General features: G+C 72.3%; 13 protein-coding genes and 1 pseudogene. 7 read left to right on the top strand and 7 right to left on the bottom strand.

Annotated features, from left to right (window positions below; genetic code table 11):
* Positions 1-204 precede the first annotated feature (204 nt).
* Positions 205-1,368, top strand: coding sequence for an acetyl-CoA acetyltransferase (locus tag ACGFIV_RS03175; RefSeq protein WP_358554344.1), 1,164 nt, complete (start codon positions 205-207; stop codon positions 1,366-1,368).
* Between the two features lies 1 nt (position 1,369).
* A complete protein-coding gene (locus ACGFIV_RS03170; RefSeq protein WP_358554347.1) occupies positions 1,370-1,756 on the top strand; it encodes a zinc ribbon domain-containing protein in 387 nt (128 codons plus the stop codon).
* A gap of 107 nt (positions 1,757-1,863) precedes the next feature.
* Here the strand turns inward: ACGFIV_RS03170 and ACGFIV_RS03165 are convergent, their stop codons facing one another.
* On the bottom strand, positions 1,864-2,079 hold the full coding sequence (locus ACGFIV_RS03165; RefSeq protein ID WP_358554350.1) for a hypothetical protein: 216 nt from the start codon (positions 2,077-2,079) through the stop codon (positions 1,864-1,866).
* Positions 2,080-2,354: 275 nt separating this feature from the next.
* On the opposite strand from ACGFIV_RS03165, the gene ACGFIV_RS03160 reads away from it, so the two are divergent.
* The 4 genes from ACGFIV_RS03160 to ACGFIV_RS03145 all read left to right on the top strand — a co-directional run bounded on the left by ACGFIV_RS03160 (position 2,355) and on the right by ACGFIV_RS03145 (position 5,907).
* Positions 2,355-3,104: a GntR family transcriptional regulator gene (locus tag ACGFIV_RS03160; protein ID WP_358554353.1), complete on the top strand. Its 750-nt coding sequence runs from the start codon at positions 2,355-2,357 to the stop codon at positions 3,102-3,104.
* 197 nt (positions 3,105-3,301) lie between these two features.
* Positions 3,302-3,916: a GNAT family N-acetyltransferase gene (locus ACGFIV_RS03155; protein ID WP_358554356.1), complete on the top strand. Its 615-nt coding sequence runs from the start codon at positions 3,302-3,304 to the stop codon at positions 3,914-3,916.
* A gap of 130 nt (positions 3,917-4,046) precedes the next feature.
* Positions 4,047-4,727, top strand: coding sequence for a copper homeostasis protein CutC (locus ACGFIV_RS03150; protein ID WP_358554359.1), 681 nt, complete (start codon positions 4,047-4,049; stop codon positions 4,725-4,727).
* A 1-nt stretch (position 4,728) separates the two neighbouring features.
* On the top strand, positions 4,729-5,907 hold the full coding sequence (locus ACGFIV_RS03145) for a DUF6986 family protein (RefSeq protein WP_392831459.1): 1,179 nt from the start codon (positions 4,729-4,731) through the stop codon (positions 5,905-5,907).
* On the opposite strand, the gene ACGFIV_RS03140 is transcribed toward ACGFIV_RS03145, so the two are convergent.
* The 6 genes and pseudogenes from ACGFIV_RS03140 to ACGFIV_RS03115 all read right to left on the bottom strand — a co-directional run.
* Positions 5,904-7,640, bottom strand: a complete 1,737-nt coding sequence (locus ACGFIV_RS03140) for a pyruvate dehydrogenase (RefSeq protein WP_358554364.1) — start codon at positions 7,638-7,640, stop codon at positions 5,904-5,906. The genes ACGFIV_RS03145 and ACGFIV_RS03140 overlap by 4 nt on opposite strands.
* A gap of 200 nt (positions 7,641-7,840) precedes the next feature.
* Positions 7,841-9,160 carry an FAD-dependent oxidoreductase gene (locus tag ACGFIV_RS03135; RefSeq protein WP_392831456.1) on the bottom strand — a complete coding sequence of 440 codons (1,320 nt, stop codon included), beginning with the start codon at positions 9,158-9,160 and terminating at the stop codon, positions 7,841-7,843.
* A 115-nt stretch (positions 9,161-9,275) separates the two neighbouring features.
* Positions 9,276-10,940, bottom strand: coding sequence for an AMP-binding protein (locus tag ACGFIV_RS03130; protein WP_392831453.1), 1,665 nt, complete (start codon positions 10,938-10,940; stop codon positions 9,276-9,278).
* A 39-nt stretch (positions 10,941-10,979) separates the two neighbouring features.
* Positions 10,980-12,050: a hypothetical protein gene (locus ACGFIV_RS03125; RefSeq protein ID WP_392831605.1), complete on the bottom strand. Its 1,071-nt coding sequence runs from the start codon at positions 12,048-12,050 to the stop codon at positions 10,980-10,982.
* Positions 12,047-13,114 (bottom strand): LLM class flavin-dependent oxidoreductase, encoded by a 1,068-nt coding sequence (locus tag ACGFIV_RS03120; protein ID WP_392831451.1) that lies wholly within the window; start codon positions 13,112-13,114, stop codon positions 12,047-12,049. The genes ACGFIV_RS03125 and ACGFIV_RS03120 overlap by 4 nt, the downstream gene beginning before the upstream one ends.
* Before the next feature lie 229 nt (positions 13,115-13,343).
* A pseudogene (locus ACGFIV_RS03115) lies at positions 13,344-14,297 on the bottom strand (acyl-CoA dehydrogenase family protein); the annotation flags it as partial.
* A 130-nt stretch (positions 14,298-14,427) separates the two neighbouring features.
* Between ACGFIV_RS03115 and ACGFIV_RS03110 the strand changes: the two are divergent.
* Positions 14,428-16,191, top strand: coding sequence for a proline--tRNA ligase (locus ACGFIV_RS03110; RefSeq protein WP_392831448.1), 1,764 nt, complete (start codon positions 14,428-14,430; stop codon positions 16,189-16,191).
* Positions 16,192-16,277: the final 86 nt, after the last annotated feature.

Genomic DNA, 16,277 nt, shown 5'->3' with positions numbered 1-16,277 from the left:
GATCAGAGTGCAACCTCAACCGTGGTTGAAGTCAAGGCGGTCCCATGCGGAGATCGTTGACAGCTTCGGTGAGGCGCACCTAGCCTCGAAGCCGTACAAGCGCTTGCTCAACAGCGGACGGCCGGGAGGCGGCGTGCTCACGACGGCCCAGCCCCCAGCGGGACCGGGCGGGCGGGCCACGCGCCCTGCCCGAGAGGCCGGGCGATGAGCGGGCTGCGCGACCGTACCGCCATCGCGGGGGTCGGATACACCGCGTTCTCCAAGAACTCCTGGGTCAGCACGCTGACGCTGGCCTGTGAGGCCGTCCTCGCCGCGCTGGACGACGCGGGGCTCACCGCCGACGACGTCGACGGCATCGCCACCCACCGCGTCGGCGACTCCGCCGCGCCGTCGGTCGTCGGGCCGGCGCTCGGCATCGACGCGCCCGCGTGGTACCTCGACCAGTTCGGCGGGGGCAGCGTCTCCCACGGCGTGGTCGGCCAGGCGGCCCTCGCCGTGGCGGCGGGCGTCGCGGAGACCGTGGTCTGCTACCGCGCCATCAACGCCCGGTCGGAGTTCCGCATGGGCGGTACGGGCCGGGCGGCGCCGGTCAGCCCGGAGACGCAGTACCAGGTGCCCTACGGGTACACCGCCCCGCCGCAGCAATACGCGATGTACGCCCGCGCTCACATGCTGAAATATGCCACGAAAGCTGAGCATTTCGGGCAGTTGGCCGTCACGCAGAGGGCGAACGCGGCCAAGAACGCGCGTGCCCTGATGCGCACGCCCATCACCATGGACGACTACCTCGCCAGCCGCTGGATCGCCGAACCGTTCCGCCTCCTGGACTGCTGCCTGGAGACCGACGGGGCATGCGCCGTCGTCGTCACCACGGCCGAGCGCGCCAGGGACCTGCGCCGGCGGCCGGTCCTGATATCGGCCGCGGCCTGGGGAGGCGGGGACTCCTTCCTGTCGGGCGGCGCGACCCCCGCCGACCCCACGACCACCAGTGCGGCCGAACTGGCGCCCCGCCTGTACGGGATGGCGGGCGCGGGCCCGAAGGACATCGACGTCGCCGAGCTGTACGACTGCTTCACCTACTCGGTGATCGTCCAGCTTGAGGACTACGGCTTCTGCGCCAAGGGGGAGGGCGGGCCGTTCGTCGCCTCCGGGGCGACCGCGCTCGACGGATCCCTCCCGGTGAACACCCACGGCGGGTTCCTGTCGGAAGGCTACGTGCACGGGATGAACCACATCGCCGAGGCCGTCTCGCAGCTCAGGGGCGACGCGGGGGACCGCCAGGTGCCGGGAGCCGAGGTGGCGCTGTCCACGGCCCAGCCCGGCTACATCCTGCCCGCGACCTCCGCGCTGGTCCTGCGGAAGGGATGACATGATCAAGCCCGTCCCCGACCGGGACTCCGCCGAGTGGTGGGAGCGCGTCGCCAGGCACGAGTTCGTGATCCAGGCCTGCGAGGGCTGTGGCACGCTCCGCTTCCCGGCCCGCGCGTACTGCCCCCGCTGCCGCGGCAGGCGGTGGAGCTGGCGGGAGGTCAGCCCCACCGGGCGGATCATGAGCTGGATCGTCAACCACCAGCCGTTCCTGCCCGACGCCCCCACGCCGTACACGGTCGTCATGGTGCGCCTCGCCGACGCCCCCGGCTGCGTGATGGTCGGCAACTGGCACCAGTACGTGGAGCCGGTGGCGGACCAACTCGTGCGGGCGTCCTACACCTACGTCGACGAGCGGCTCTCACTGATCAACTGGCAGCCGCTGTGAGGTGGTGACGGAAGCGTGTCCTGGCGGGCGTGGGGGACCCGCCAGGACACGCTCCGCTCCGGCGCGGCGGCCAGGACCCCGGCGAGGGTTGGGGTCCTGGCCGTCGTTCATCGCACGGAGTCTGTGGGGGGCCGGTCGCCGGACTGGTCGTCCCAGTCGTGGGGCGCTTCGTCTCCCGGCCTTCTGAGATGGCGCTTGAGGAGCTGAGCCGCGCCGACGGGATCGGCCGCGGGGTGGGTGACGGTGAGGCCGTCCTCGTTCCAGACGAACGAACCCTTCCTGCACCAGACCGTCAGCTCCGTGGTCACCGAGAGCACGGACATCCCTTTTCCGCTGCTCTGATACGTGTGGGTGAACCCCTCTCGATGCAGCGCGTAGCGCAGTAGACGCGTCGCCTCGCGGGGATCGTGCCAAGGCAGATACGGCGTGCCCGCTCTTACCGCCAGCACTGGCCCTCACTCCCTCGCCGACCCTTTGATGGATTTGTACCAACGTTTGGATAATGCGGTGTGGAGACGCTTGGGTCAAGGGGTTGTTTGCTGTCAGATCGAGATCGTCTAGATTCGTAGGTACAAAAGGACGCAACCGTAGGTGAGATTTGGCACGGTCGACGCTGTACCAGCAGGTGGCCGGCGAGCTGCGCAGGGCCATCTACTCCGGCGAGCTCGGGCCCGGAGCCCAGCTGCCGACGGAGATGGACCTCATGGACAGCCATGAGGTCAGCCGAAACACGGTACGGCTCGCTCTGGCCGAGCTTGAGAACGAGGGCCTGATCACCCGGATGCGCCGCCGCGGCAGCTTCGTCCGCGACCGCAGGGCGCTGCTCATGCGCCCGCAGGACGAGCTGGGCGCCTCCCCGGGGGTGATGCGCCGGGAAGCCTTCGCCGAGGCCGTCACCAAGGAGGGCCGCAAGCCGGGGCAGGAGATCGAGGTCTCCATCGTGGAGCCTCCCGAGGAGATCGCGGCCAGGCTGGAGCTCGACGAGCACTCCGTGGCCGTGGTGCGGCGACGTCTCCGCTACGTGGACGACCAGCCGTACAACACCAACGACTCCTACTTCCCGCACGCGCTCGTCAGCGACTCCGAGATCGCCCGTCCGTCGGACATCACGCGCGGAGCCAACCGCGTGCTGGAGGAGCTCGGCCACCGGCAGGTCCGGGTTGTGGATGACATATCCGCACGCATGCCGACTCCTGAGGAATCCTCCCGGCTGCAACTCGAACCTGGTACCCCTGTTGTCGTATATGTCCGAGTTGGTTATGACCGTGACGACACCCCGGTCCGAGTCGCCGTGTCGGTCCTGCCCGCCGACAAGCATCTGATCAGGTACGAGCTCGAACTGAGCTGACCTCGCGCGCCGCCGAAGTGGCGGCGATCGCGACGTCTCGCCTTTCGGCGCGGGCCGGGGCCGCCACCGCGGCCGACCACGCCCGCCGGCCCGGCGGCGAACGCCGTTCACACCGGCCTTCACTGATAAAGCCGCGCGCCCCCCGTCGAGCACGCTCCGTGTTCAGGGCGCTACCGAAGGCGACGAAAGGATGACTCATGCACCCCGACACCCTCCACCTCGGAGCCTCGCTCACCCTCCGCAACGCCACCCCCGACGATCTCCCAGGCGTCCTCGCGCTCCTGGCGGAGACGGCGGGCTGGCTCCACGGCCGGGGCATCCGGCAGTGGCCGGCCGCGGGCTTCCCCGCCGCCCGCATCGAGCCGCTGATCGCCGAGGGCACCCTGTGGGTGCTGGACGACGAGGAGACCCGCGGAGGGCGGGAAACGCTTTCCGCCCCCGCGGCGACCCTGGCCCTCGACGACCACGCCGACCCCGAGTTCTGGAGGCGCGGCGACCACCCGGAGAGCGGCCTGTACGTCCACAAGCTGGCCGTCGGGCGTGCCTTCTCCGGGCAGGGCCTCGGTGAGACCCTGCTCGACTGGGCGGCCCTGCGCGTGGCGGCGGCCGGGCGCCGGTGGCTGAGGCTCGACTGCTCCAAGGACAACCCGGGGCTCCAGGGCTACTACCAGAAGGTGGGTTTCCGGCATGTCCGGACGGTGGACCTCCCGCACCGCGCCTCGGGCGCGCTGTTCCAGAGGGCCGCCGACCTTGGGTCTCCTTCGCTTCCGCGTGCGCGCCGGCGGAAGCCTTCGCACGCGCATTCCAGGTGATGACAGGCATAGCGGACGCTCTTGCCGTCGGGGAGAGATCATGAAGTAGCCGTCCAACCCCGGACAGGTGAGGGCCTGTGGGTGGTAGCGGTCCAACTCGGGACAGGAGGGTCCGATAGCCTCAGGACCCATGACCGGATCGCTGCTAGAGGTGATCGCGCTGGACGTGCGCGACGCCGTGGCCGCAGAGGAGGGCGGCGCGGACCGCCTGGAGATCGTGGCCGACATGTCCGTCGGCGGGCTGACCCCCGCCCCGGAGACCGTCGCGGCGATCGCCGAGCAGTCCGCGCTACCCCAGATGGTGATGCTCCGCTCCAACGGGGGCTTCACCGTGACACCCGAGGAGCTCGAAGGCCTGGAGCGGGACGCCCGCACCCTGGCGGACGCCGGAGCGGCGGGGTTCGTCTTCGGCTTCCTCGACGAGCAGGGTGCGGTCGACCTGGCGGCCACCAAGGCGCTCATCCACGCCGTCACCCCCCTGCCCTGGACCTTCCACCGCGCCGTGGACAACGCCGCCGACGTGCAGGCGGGCTGGCGGGCCGTACGGCTGTTGCCGAACCTCGCGACCGTGCTCACCTCCGGCGAGGTCTCCGGCATCGCGGCGGGGCTGCCGGTCCTGCGGTCACGGGCCGAGGCGGGCGACGCGCCCCTGATCCTCGCCGGAGGCGGGCTCAAGCCGCATCTCGTCCCCCCGTTACTCGACTACGGCGTGCGCGCCTTCCACGTCGGCGGCGCCGTACGGGCGTCGTGGTCCGACCCCGTCGACCCCCGGCTGGTCCGGCGGTGGCGCGACCTGGTGGACACGATCTGACGTGCGCCTCACCCTTGGAGACCATGACGTCCCCGGCGCGGGCGCGGCGCTCGGCGAGCAGGCGGAACGCTACCCCGGCCCCACGGGCGCCTGGCAGCCCGTGCACACCGTGTACGTGCCCGCCGACCGGTTCGACCGGGAAACGGTCCGGTCGTGGGGAGCGGCGGCCCTGGGGCTCATGGAGAGCCACCTGCCGGGCGACGCCGAGCTGTCGTCGGTGTTCGGGCCCCTGCCCGGCGGCCTGGCCTCGGACGTGCGCCGCCGGGTGGCGCGCAAGCTGGCCGCCGAGCCCGTCGAGGACCTGAGAATCGACTTCGAGGACGGGTACGGCGTGCGCCCCGGCGCGGAGGAGGACGCCCACGCCGAGGCCGCGGCCGAGGCGGTCGCCGCGATGCGGTCCTCGGGCACGCTGCCGCGGCGCTGGGGCATCCGGGTCAAGTCGTTCGCCGACGGCGACCCCGCGCGTGCCCTCCGCACGCTGGACGGGTTCCTGACCGGGGTGGTCGAGCGGGTGGGCTCCCTTCCCGACGGCTTCACGGTCACCTTCCCGAAGGTGCTGATGGAGGCCTACCTCGGGCAGTTCGCCGACCGTCTTCCCCTCCTGGAGGAGGGGCTCCGGCTGCCGCCCGGGACGCTGCGGTTCGAGATGCAGGTGGAGGCGCCGCAGACGGTGATGTTCCTCCTGCGCTCGCCCGATCTCGTGCCCTCGCTGCGCGGGCGGCTGGCTGCGGCGCACTTCGGGGTGTTCGACTACACCGCCGCCTGCGGGCTCCCGCCGGCCGAGCAGCGCCTGGACCATCCGGTGTGCGACCACGCCCGCGAGGTCATGCGCACCGCGCTGGCGGGCACGGGGGTCGAGCTGTCGGACGGCTCGCTGGCCGCCTCGCCCGCCTCGGACTCGACGGGCGACGTGCACGCGCTGTGGCGCGCCCACGCCGGGATGGTCCGCCACTCCCTGCGCCACGGGTTCTACCAGGGCTGGGACATGCACCCCTCGCACCTGGTCAGCAGGTACGCCACCGTCTACGCCTTCCATCTGGCCGGCCGGGACGCCCACGCGGAGCGCGTACGGGCCTGGGAGGCGCGGCGGGACGCGGGCGGCGGCGTGATGGACGAGCCCGCCACGATCAAGACCCTCTCGACCGCCCTCCACCGGGCGTCCCTGGCGCTGGGGGACTAGGGACGCGGGATGCTGCGCAGGTTCGCGCGGGCCATCTCGACCATCTTGCCCACGCCGCCGCTGACGACGATCTTGCCCGCCGCGAGCGCGAAGCCCTTGATCTGGGCGGGCGTGACGCGCGGCGGCACGGCGAGCACGTTGGGATCGGTGACCAGGTCGACCAGGTACGGACCCGGGGCCGACAGGGCGTGCGCGAGCCCGTCGCGGACCTCCGAGGGCTTCTCGACGCGCAGCGACGGGATCCCGGCCGCCGCCGCTATCGCCGCGTAGTCCACGGGCGCGTGGTCGGTCCCGTAGTCGGGGAACCCGTCCACCAGCATCTCCAGCTTGACCATGCCGAGCGACGAGTTGTCGTACACGACGATCTTCACGGGCAGGTCGTGCAGGCGCACGGTGAGCAGCTCGCCCAGCAGCATCCCGAGGCCGCCGTCCCCCGACATCGAGATCACCTGGCGGTCCGGGTAGGCGAACTGCGCGCCGATGGCGTGGGGCAGCGCGTTCGCCATGCTGCCGTGGAGGAAGGAGCCGATCACCCGCCGCCTGCCGTTCGGCGTGAGGTAGCGCGCGGCCCACACGTTGCACATGCCGGTGTCCACGGTGAACACCGCGTCGTCGGCCGCCAGGTCGTCCAGGACGGCCGTGGCGTACTCGGGGTGGATCGGCACGTGGTGGTCGACGTCCTTGGTGTAGGCGTCGACGACGCGTTCGAGGTCGCGCGCGTGATCGCGCAGCATGCGGTCGAGGAAGCTCCGGTCGGTCTTCTGGCGCACCAGGGGGAGCACGGTGCGCAGCGTCTCGCCGACGTCCCCGTGTACGGCGACGTCGAGGGGCGTGCGGCGGCCCAGCTTGGTGGGGTCGTGGTCGACCTGGACGGTGTGCCCCTGGGGCAGGAAGTTGTCGTAGGGGAAGTCCGTGCCCAGCAGCACCACCAGGTCGGCGTCGTTCAGCGCGTCGTAGCAGGCGCCATAGCCGAGCAGGCCGTTCATGCCGACGTCGAAGCGGTTGTCGTACTGGATCCACTCCTTGCCGCGCAGGCTGTGCCCGATGGGGGCCCAGACTCTGGCGGCCAGGGCCATGACCTCCTCGTGGGCGTCCCGGCAGCCCGCGCCGCAGAACAGGGCGACCCGCTGCGCGGCGTTCAGGGCGTAGGCCAGCGCCCGCACCTGGGAGGGCGGCGGCGCGACGACGCCCCTCTCGGTGACCAGCGTGCTCGTGCCCGTCGGGCGCGCGGTGGGCAGCGCGGCGACGTCGCCGGGGAGCACCACCACAGACACCCCGCCCAGCCCCTCGGCGTACTGCATGGCGATGCGCAGCACCCTCGGCATCTGCTCCGGACTGGTGATCATCTCGCAGTAGTGGCTGCAGTCGGCGAACACCCGTTCGGGATGGGTCTCCTGGAAGAAGCCGGTGCCGATCTCGGGCGAGGGCAGGTGCGAGGCCAGGGCCACCACGGGCGCACCCGTGCGGTGGGCGTCGTACAGGCCCTGGATCAGGTGGGTGTTGCCGGGCCCCTGGCTGCCCGCGCAGACCGCGATCCTCCCGGTGAGCTGGGCCTCGGCCGCGGCGGCGAACGCTCCGGCCTCCTCGTTGCGCACGTGTACCCAGTCGATGCCGTCGGCGCGGCGGATCGCGTCCACGATCGGGTTGAGGCTGTCGCCGACGACGCCGTAGACGCGCTGCACACCGCCCTGCCGGAGCACCTTGACGAACTGCTCGGCGACCGTGGCGCTCATGGCCGGGCCTTCGCGGCGGCCCGGCGGGCGTGCGGATACGTCTGAGTGGTCATCGAGCGGTCCCCCCGGTCCGGTCAGCGGTCCGCGCCGTGGCAGGGAGCCGCCGTCTCGGATACTCCTTCCGCGCCGCACGCCGCGCAAACGTCCCCGCCTGCCGTACGGCCGCGACCGCCTGCCGTACGGCCGCGACCGCCTGGGTGTCAGCCGGAGAGCCGACGGCCGCAGGCGGCGAGCATCGCGGGGCGGCCGACGAGCTTGACGTGCTCTCCCCGGCCGAGGGACGTGGCGAGCGAGGCCTCCGCCGCCTCGATGGCGAGCCACTGGGCGTACGTCACGGGGCTCACCCCGCGCGCGGCCAGCAGGTCGTCCAGCCGGGACACAGGGGCGGCGCGCCCGGGGCGCGCGGCCAGGTCGGCGAGCAGCGTGCGCACGGTCTCGGCCGCGTCGGACTTGTTGGTGCCGATGACGCCGGTCGGCCCGCGCTTGAGCCATCCCGCGACGTACTGCCCCTCGGACACCCGCCCGGCGACGTTCGGCACGGTCATCGTCGCGGCGTCGAAGGGCACGTCCGGCAGGGGGACGCTCTGGTAGCCCACCGACCGCAGCACCATGCCGGCCGGGATGGTCTCGAACTCCCCCGTGCCGGCGACCCGGCCGCCGGCCAGCGTCGTGCGCTCCAGCCGGAGCGCCTCGACCCGGGAGGACCCGAGGATCTCGACCGGCCGCAGCCAGAAGCGCACGTCGAGCCGGCGCGGGCGTCCCGTGGCCGTATGGGCGCACCAGGACCGCAGGACCTCGACGTTGCCGCGGACCTGCCGCGACAGCTCGCTCACGTCGTTGGCGCCGCCCTCCTCGGGCCGGACCAGGACGTCGCAGTTCGGTAGCTCGCCCAGCTCCCTGAGCTCCTTGAGGGTGAACTTGGCGTGCTCGGGGCCGCGCCTGCCGATCATGTGGACGCGCGTCACCTGGCTCTTCGCCAGGCGGTCGAGCACCTCCTGCGGGACGTCGGTGGAGCGCAGCTCGTCGGCGGTCTTGGCCAGGATCCTGACCACGTCGACGGCGACGTTGCCGACGCCGATCACGGCCACCTCGGTGCTGTCGAGGGAGAAGGCGTCGGGCGGCATGTCAGGGTGGCCGCAGTACCAGTTGACGAAGTCGGTCGCCGCCACACTGCCGGGAAGGTCCTCGCCGGGGATGCCGAGATGCCGGTCGACCATCGCGCCCGTGCAGTAGACGACCGCGTCGTAACTGGCGGCCAGGTCGGCGGCGGAGACGTCGGATCCGAGCTCGACGCCGCCGAGGAAGCGCACCGAGGGCAGCTCCAGCACCCGCCTCAGGTAGCCGGCGATCGACTTGATGGAGGTGTGATCAGGCGCGACGCCGTATCTGACCAGGCCGTACGGAGTGGGCAGGCGGTCGAGCACGTCGATCTCGACGGGCTCTCCGGCCTGCTTGGTCAGGGCCTCGGCCGTGTAGATCCCGGCGGGACCCGATCCCACGATCGCCACGCGAAGCGACATGTGGCCTCCTTAGCGGGGCTCGACGGCCCCACATCCTCATGGAGCCGATTGTCGCGGAACGCGGTCCTCCGGGCCAGACTCGCGCGCCGGAGGCCATCGAGATAATCCGGTTCCGCTACCCCCGGCCCTCCTCGGGCGCCCGGGCGCGGAGCCGCCGCTTGTCGACCTTGCCGTTCGCGTTGACGGGAAGATCGTCCACGACGATCACCTGGCGGGGCACCTTGTAGTTCGACATGTTCCCTCGTGCCCAGCCTATGATCTCGGCGGGGTCGATCGCGCTGCCCGGACGCGGGACCACGTACGCGAGGCCCGCCTCGCCCGTGCGCCCGTCCGGCACGCCGACGACGGCGGCCTGGGCCAGGTCGCCGCGGTGCAGCAGCAGGCTCTCGACCTCGGCCGGCGAGACGTTGAAGCCGTTGACGATGAACAGCTCCTTCTTGCGGTCGACCACCGAGACGTTCCCGCCCGCGTCCATCGTGCCTATGTCGCCCGTGCGCAGCCAGCCGTCCTCGATCGCCTCGGCCGTCTTGGCCGGTTCGCCCCAGTAGCCGCGCATCACGCCGTAACCGCGCTGGAGGATCTCCCCGCGCTCGCCCGCCGCCACCTGCTTGCCGTCGTCGTCCACGATCTTGACCTCGATGCCCGGCACCGGCCGGCCGGTGGAGGAGGCGATCACCTCGACCGGGTCGCCCGTCCGGGTCATCGACACGACCGTGCCCTCCATCAGCCCGTAGGCGTTGATCACGCGTTCGAGGCCCGCCTCCCGGAGCAGCCGGCGGATCAGCTCGGCCGGCACGGCGGCGGCGCCGCAGATCGCCACGCGGACGGAGTGCCCGGTGATGTCCACCTCGTCCTGGAGGCGGTGGAACAGCGTGGGCGCCCCGGCCAGGACGGTGATCCGCCCGTCCTGGACGAGGTCCCGGAGCACGGCCGGGGTGAACACCTTGACCGGAATGAGGGTGGCGCCCCGCATCACCCCGGCGAGCAGGCCCGCGTTCAGGCCGAAGCCGTGCGCGAACGGCGCGATCACCGGGTAGCGGTCGCCCTCGCGGAGCGTGACGATCTCGGCCCAGTCCCAGTAGCCGCGCACGATCTGGCCGTGGTCGAGCATCACCCCCTTCGGCGTGCCCGTGGTGCCCGAGGTGGACATGATCTCGCACAGGTCGTCCGGCCGTACGGCGAGCGCCCGCTCCTCGGCGGTGTCGTCGGAGATCCATGCTCCTGCGGCGAGCACGCGGGAGGGCCGCAGCATGCCGGGACGGCCCGCCCCCTCGGGGGTGATCGCGTGGAGCAGCTCGGGCAGCCCGGCGAAGGGCCGCCCGGCGCCGGGCTCCGCGTCCTCGCCGGGCTCCCCGCGCCCTGCCTGCTTGGGCGGCCCGGCCGCCGAGGCCAGCAGGTCGGCGAACGCGGGAGCGCCGTCGAGGTTGTCGCCCATGATGAGCACGCCGGCGCCCGTCCTGCGGAGCACCTCGGCCGCCTCGATGCCCTTGTAGCGCGAGGAAAGCGGCACGATGACCGCCCCGGCGTCCCAGATGCCGTACGCGCCGACCGCCCAGTGCGCGTCGTTGTGCCCCCAGATGGCGACCCGGTCGCCGAGTTCGACGCCGAGCGCGATGAGTCCCTTGGCGACGACCGCGGCGCGTGCGCGCAGCTCGGCGAGCGACAGCCGTACGTCACCGTCGACGATCACCGTGAGGTCCGGGTGGCGGGCCGCCCTATCGCGCAGCATGCGCGGGATCGTCCCCCAGCCTGGCACGGTGTTCTCGCCGTCTGGAACCATGGTCGCGCCTCCCGGTTCGTGAGCCTGACTGACCGCCCGTCAGTGGGCTATGGCGGTGCGGTCCCTGCCGAGATGGTGGCCACGGGCGTCGGCGACCGTGCCCGGACGGGCCGTCCCGGCCACGTCGCCGGAGACTTCCACGCCCAGTTTGATCGGAGTGAGCGCCGAAAGCGACTGCTCGACGCGGGACCGCCACATCGGGTTCCCCACCAGGCTCGCGCGGCCGAAAATCACCTTCAGCGTCGCCGCGTCGAGGGTGCCCCGGCGGGAGATCGCGAGCTCCCAGGACCTCACGCCGTCGATCCTGGACAGGGCCTTCTCGATGCGGGGAAGCGACAGCCACACGCCCCTGACCAGCACGTGGTCGCCGACCGTGTGGGACGGCGCGGGGATCTCGGCCGCGTCGCCGACCCGGGCGACCTGCCCGGTGCGCACGACCGCGCCTCCGAGCGCGGGATGGCCGGTCGGCGTGAGGACCAGCTCGGCCAGGCCGCCCGACCCCTCGAAGGGCGAGTCCTTGTCCAGCGAGGCGAGGCCGAGCAGCCCGCCGGCCAGGGGGGTGAGCGGAGCGGTGTCCGAGTCGCGCCAGGCCAGCGCGCCGCCGCTGTAGGGGTTGGCGTAGACCTCGGTCACGGACGCCTCGAACTCGCCGGCCAGGTGGCCGAGGGTGCCCCGGGAGGCGATCTCGCCGGTGAGCACCAGGTGCCGCAGCCCGAGGTCCAGAGGGTCGAGCAGGAACTCCAGGTGCAGCCGGGCGAGGAAGTCCATCGCCCCGGTGGGGGTGGTCACCAGCGTGGTGGCCCCGAGCGACCTCAGCGCGTGGTGCAACCGCATCCGGCCGCGCGGCCCGGCCGAGGCGGAAGCCGCCGCGACCTCGGCGCCGGCGGCGGCCCACAGCGCTCCGGCGGGCTCGGCCAGCGCCACGACGATCCGGTCGCGGTCGCCGACCCCCGCCGCCCGCAGCGCCCGCGCCGTGAGGCCGCCGGCGGCCGTGTCACCGGGGTCCAGCGGCCACGCGCTCGACGCGTCGGGCGCCACCTGGAGCAGGCCGGTGGCCGTACGGGCGGCCGTCCCCAGGTCGTCCCTGGTCAGCCAGCGGGTCGTCGTCAACGCATGACCTCCCCCATGAACAGCTCGATCGAGTCGCGTACGCGGTCGTGGGCGAGGCCGCCCACCTGCGCCTGGAGGATCAGGTCGGTGGCCCCCGCCTCGGCGATCCTCGCGACGGCCTTGCGGGAGCCCTCCACGTCGTCCACGACGACCATCAGGTGCTCGCGCAGCGTCGCCATCGCCTCGTCGGGCGGCAGCCCGGCGGCGAGCTGCCCGAGGACCTTGTGGGTGGCGTGCCGGGCGTCGTAGTAGTCGGGCGGCGTCACCAGGTTGACCTGCCGCCGGATGTACCACAGGACCGGGTCGGCGGCGGTCGCGATGGCCTCCTCGCGCGTCGGCGCGACGTGCCACGGGATCATCAGCGCGATCCTGCGGGTGGCGGGGTCGAAGCCGTGGTCGGCGAGGCATTCCTTGTACCGCGCGATGTCCGATGCCACGTCGTCGATGCCCTTGAGCATGGTCATGCCGAGCAGGTGGTACCCGTGCTTGGCCGCCGCGAGGTAGCCCTCCAGGGAGGTCGACGCGACCCAGACCGGGGGATGCGGCACCTGGGTGGGCCGGGGGTAGACCGCGACGTCGGGGATCTCGAAGAACTCGTTGGAGCGGGTGATCGGCTCGCCGTCGGCGTTCCAGATCGCGAGCACCGCCTCCAGGCAGTCCTCCCAGATCTTGCGGGACTGCTCGAACGGCCGCTGGAAGGCCTGGTATTCGAGCGGCGACGCGCCTCGGCCCGTGCCGAACTCGACGCGCCCGTTGCTGAGGACGTCCAAGGTGGCGACCCGCTCCGCCGTGCGGATGGGGGACTGGAAGGGCAGCAGCACCACCCCGAGGCCGAGATGGATCCGCTCGGTGCGCTGGGAGATGGCCGCGAGCACCAGATCGGGGGCGGAGGAGTGGGAGAAGCCCCGGGTGAAGTGGTGCTCCACGAACCACGCGGTGTCGTATCCCAGGCGGTCCCCGAGCACGACCTGGTCGATCACGTTCTCGAACGTCCGCCGTTCCACCTCGCGGGTGCGCCCGCGGACCTCCAGTTCGTATCCCAGGCTGATCCGTAGGGACGTCATCCGCGCCTCCGTTCCACCACTCGACCCAACCCAATTCAACCAAGCGCTCGCTTGGCGAGATTACCAGCCGCGACGAGCCGCAACAAGCAGTGCCCTCTTCGAGGGGCGTCGTGGCGGGCGCGGGAACCCGGGTCGCGATCCGGCGCGCGGCTGCCGGCGACGAAGGGAAGAGCGACGCGGCGAGGCGCGCGCGGTGGGCCTGGGGCGGGCCGAAGAGCTGGGCGTCGCAGGTGGCGCGCTTGAAGGACAGATGGGCGTCGTGCTCCCAGGTGACGCCGAGGCCGCCGTGGATCTGGATGTTCTCGCCCGCCGCCGCCAGATAGGCCTCGGTGCAGTACGACCCGGCGATGGCCGCGCGCACGGGCAGCTCCTCCTCGGTCGCGCGTGCGGCGGCGTACGCGGCGGACCGCGCCGACTCCACCGCGAGCAGCATGTCGGCCAGCTTGTGCTTGACCGCCTGGAAGGAGCCGATCGGACGGCCGAACTGGTGACGCTTCTTGGCGTGGGCCACGGCGGCGGCCAGGCAGCGCGCCGCTCCGCCCGCCTGCTCGGCGGCGAGCGCGGCCACGCCGAGGTCGCGCACCCGCGCGGCGGGGCGTGCGTCCCCGAGCCGCCGTGCCGGGGCGCCGTCGAAGACCAGCTCGGCGAGCGGGCGCGTGCGGTCGAGGGTCGCATGCGGCCTGCGCGCCGTCGGCCGCGCCTCGACGAGCGAGCCGCCCACGTAGGCCAGGACGACCTCCCCGTCGAGCGCGTACGGGACCGAGCCGTGCAGGCGCTGCCCGTTGAGCCGCAGGCGGGCCTCGCCCGGCAGCACGACCGTCGCGGTCGCCGACCCGCCGGCGATCCGCGGCAGCAGGCGGCGCATCGCCTCCCGGTCCCCGCTCGCCTTGACCGCCTCCGCCGCGAGCACGGCGGTCGACAGGTAGGGGAGCGGCGACAGGGACCGGCCGAGCTCCTCGCAGACGACGGCCACCTCCGCCATGCCGCATCCCGCCCCGCCGTACTCCTCCGGGACGGTGAGCCCGGCCACCCCCAGCTCGCCCGCGAACCTCCTCCACAGCTCCCGCGCGTCCCCGGCGCCCGTTTCTGGGGAGCCGGTGAAGGCCGGGGCGGGCGGGCACGCGTCGCGCAGGAAGTCGCGCACCGTGACGCGCAGCTCGTGCTGCTCCTGGGTGGGATCCATGCTGGTAGCTTAACAAGCGATTGCTTGGCCAAGGGGGCGCCGGGCAGGGGTCGCGGACGTAAATCGGGCGACGCCCGCGCGAGACTCGATAGCCTGTATACCTGTCAATCCCCGCGACCGAGGAGTAGCCGTGCCGCTGCGTATGTCCACCCTGTTCCTGCGCACCCTGCGTGAGGATCCGGCGGACGCGGAAGTGCCGAGCCACAAGCTGCTCGTCCGCGCCGGCTATGTCCGCCGCGTCGCCCCGGGCATCTACTCATGGCTGCCCCTCGGCAAGATCGTCATGGAGAACGTCGCCCGCGTCGTGCGCGAGGAGATGAACGCCATAGGCGGCCAGGAGGTCCTGTTCCCCGCGCTGCTGCCCCGCGACTACTACGAGGCCACCGGCCGCTGGACCGAGTACGGCGACACGCTGTTCCGGCTGAAGGACCGCAAGGGCGCCGACTACCTGCTCGGGCCCACCCACGAGGAGATGTTCACCGACATGGTCAAGGGGGAGTACTCCTCCTATAAGGACTATCCGGTAATCCTCTACCAAGTCCAGACGAAGTACCGCGACGAGGCGCGTCCCCGGGCCGGAATCCTGCGTGGCCGCGAGTTCATCATGAAGGACTCCTACTCCTTCGACCTCGACGACGACGGCCTCAAGCGCTCGTACGAGTTGCACCGCGAGGCCTACATCAAGCTGTTCGACCGGCTCGGCATCGATTACAAGATCGTCTTCGCCATGTCGGGCGCCATGGGGGGCTCGGCCTCCGAGGAGTTCCTCGCCCCCTGCGCCACCGGTGAGGACACCTTCGTGGCCTGCCGCAACTGCGGTTACGCCGCCAACGCCGAGGCCGTCGTCACGCCCGCCCTCCCGGCCGTGACCGGGGAGCACCCCGCGCTCAAGGTGCTCGACACCCCCGGCACCCCGACCATCGACTCCCTGGTCTCCCTGGTCAACGAGCGGTACGGGCTCGGGGTGACCGCCGCCGACACCCTCAAGAACGTCGTGGTCAAGGTGCGCACGCCCGGCTCCAGCGAGTCGGAGACGGTGATCGTCGGCGTGCCCGGCGACCGTGAGGTCGACTTCAAGCGCCTGGAGGCCGCGCTCGCCCCGGGCGTTCCCGAGATCTTCGAGGCGGGCGACTTCGCCAAGCACCCCGGCCTGGTCCGCGGCTACATCGGCCCCCAGGTCCTCAAGGAGCTGGGCATCCGCTACCTCGTGGACCCCCGCGTCGTGGCGGGCTCCGCCTGGGTCACCGGAGCCAACGAGCAGGGCAAGCACGCGGCGAACGTCGTCGTGGGCCGCGACTTCGAGCCCGACGGCACCATCGAGGCCGCCGAGGTGCGCGCGGGCGACGTCTGCCCCCGGTGCGCCCACCCCCTGTCCATCGACCGTGGCATCGAGATCGGCCACATCTTCCAGCTCGGCCGCAAGTACGCCGACGCGGCCGGCCTCGACGCGCTCGGCCCCGACGGCAAGCCCATCCGCATCACCATGGGCTCGTACGGCGTGGGCGTCTCGCGCGCCGTGGCCGTGATCGCGGAGCAGAAGTACGACGAGCTGGGCCTGGTCTGGCCCCGGGAGGTGGCGCCCGCCGACGTGCACGTGGTCGGCACCGGCAAGGACAACCAGGTCGAAGTGGCGCTGAAGCTCGCGGAGGAGCTGGAGGCCAAGGGCCTGCGCGTCCTCGTCGACGACCGCGCCGGGGTGTCGCCGGGCGTGAAGTTCAAGGACGCCGAGCTGCTGGGCGTCCCGACGATCCTGATCGTCGGCCGGGGGCTCGCCCAGGGCGTCGTGGAGCTGCGCGACCGCAGGACCGGTGTCAAGGAGGAGGTCCCGCTCGCCGAGGCCACCGAGAGCGTGCTCGCCGCGGTGAGCGCCGACCCGCTGCCCGGCCGCCCCTGACCCTCCGCGTCCCCCACGCATGGTGAGGGGGGCTCGCCGCCTCTCGGCCCGGGGTGGCGAGCCCCCCTTTCACGTGCCGTTCCAGG

This window comes from Sphaerisporangium sp. NPDC049003, assembly GCF_043197795.1.
Taxonomy (GTDB): Bacteria; Actinomycetota; Actinomycetes; order Streptosporangiales; family Streptosporangiaceae; genus Sphaerisporangium.
This window is presented reverse-complemented; position numbering and strand designations above follow the sequence as displayed.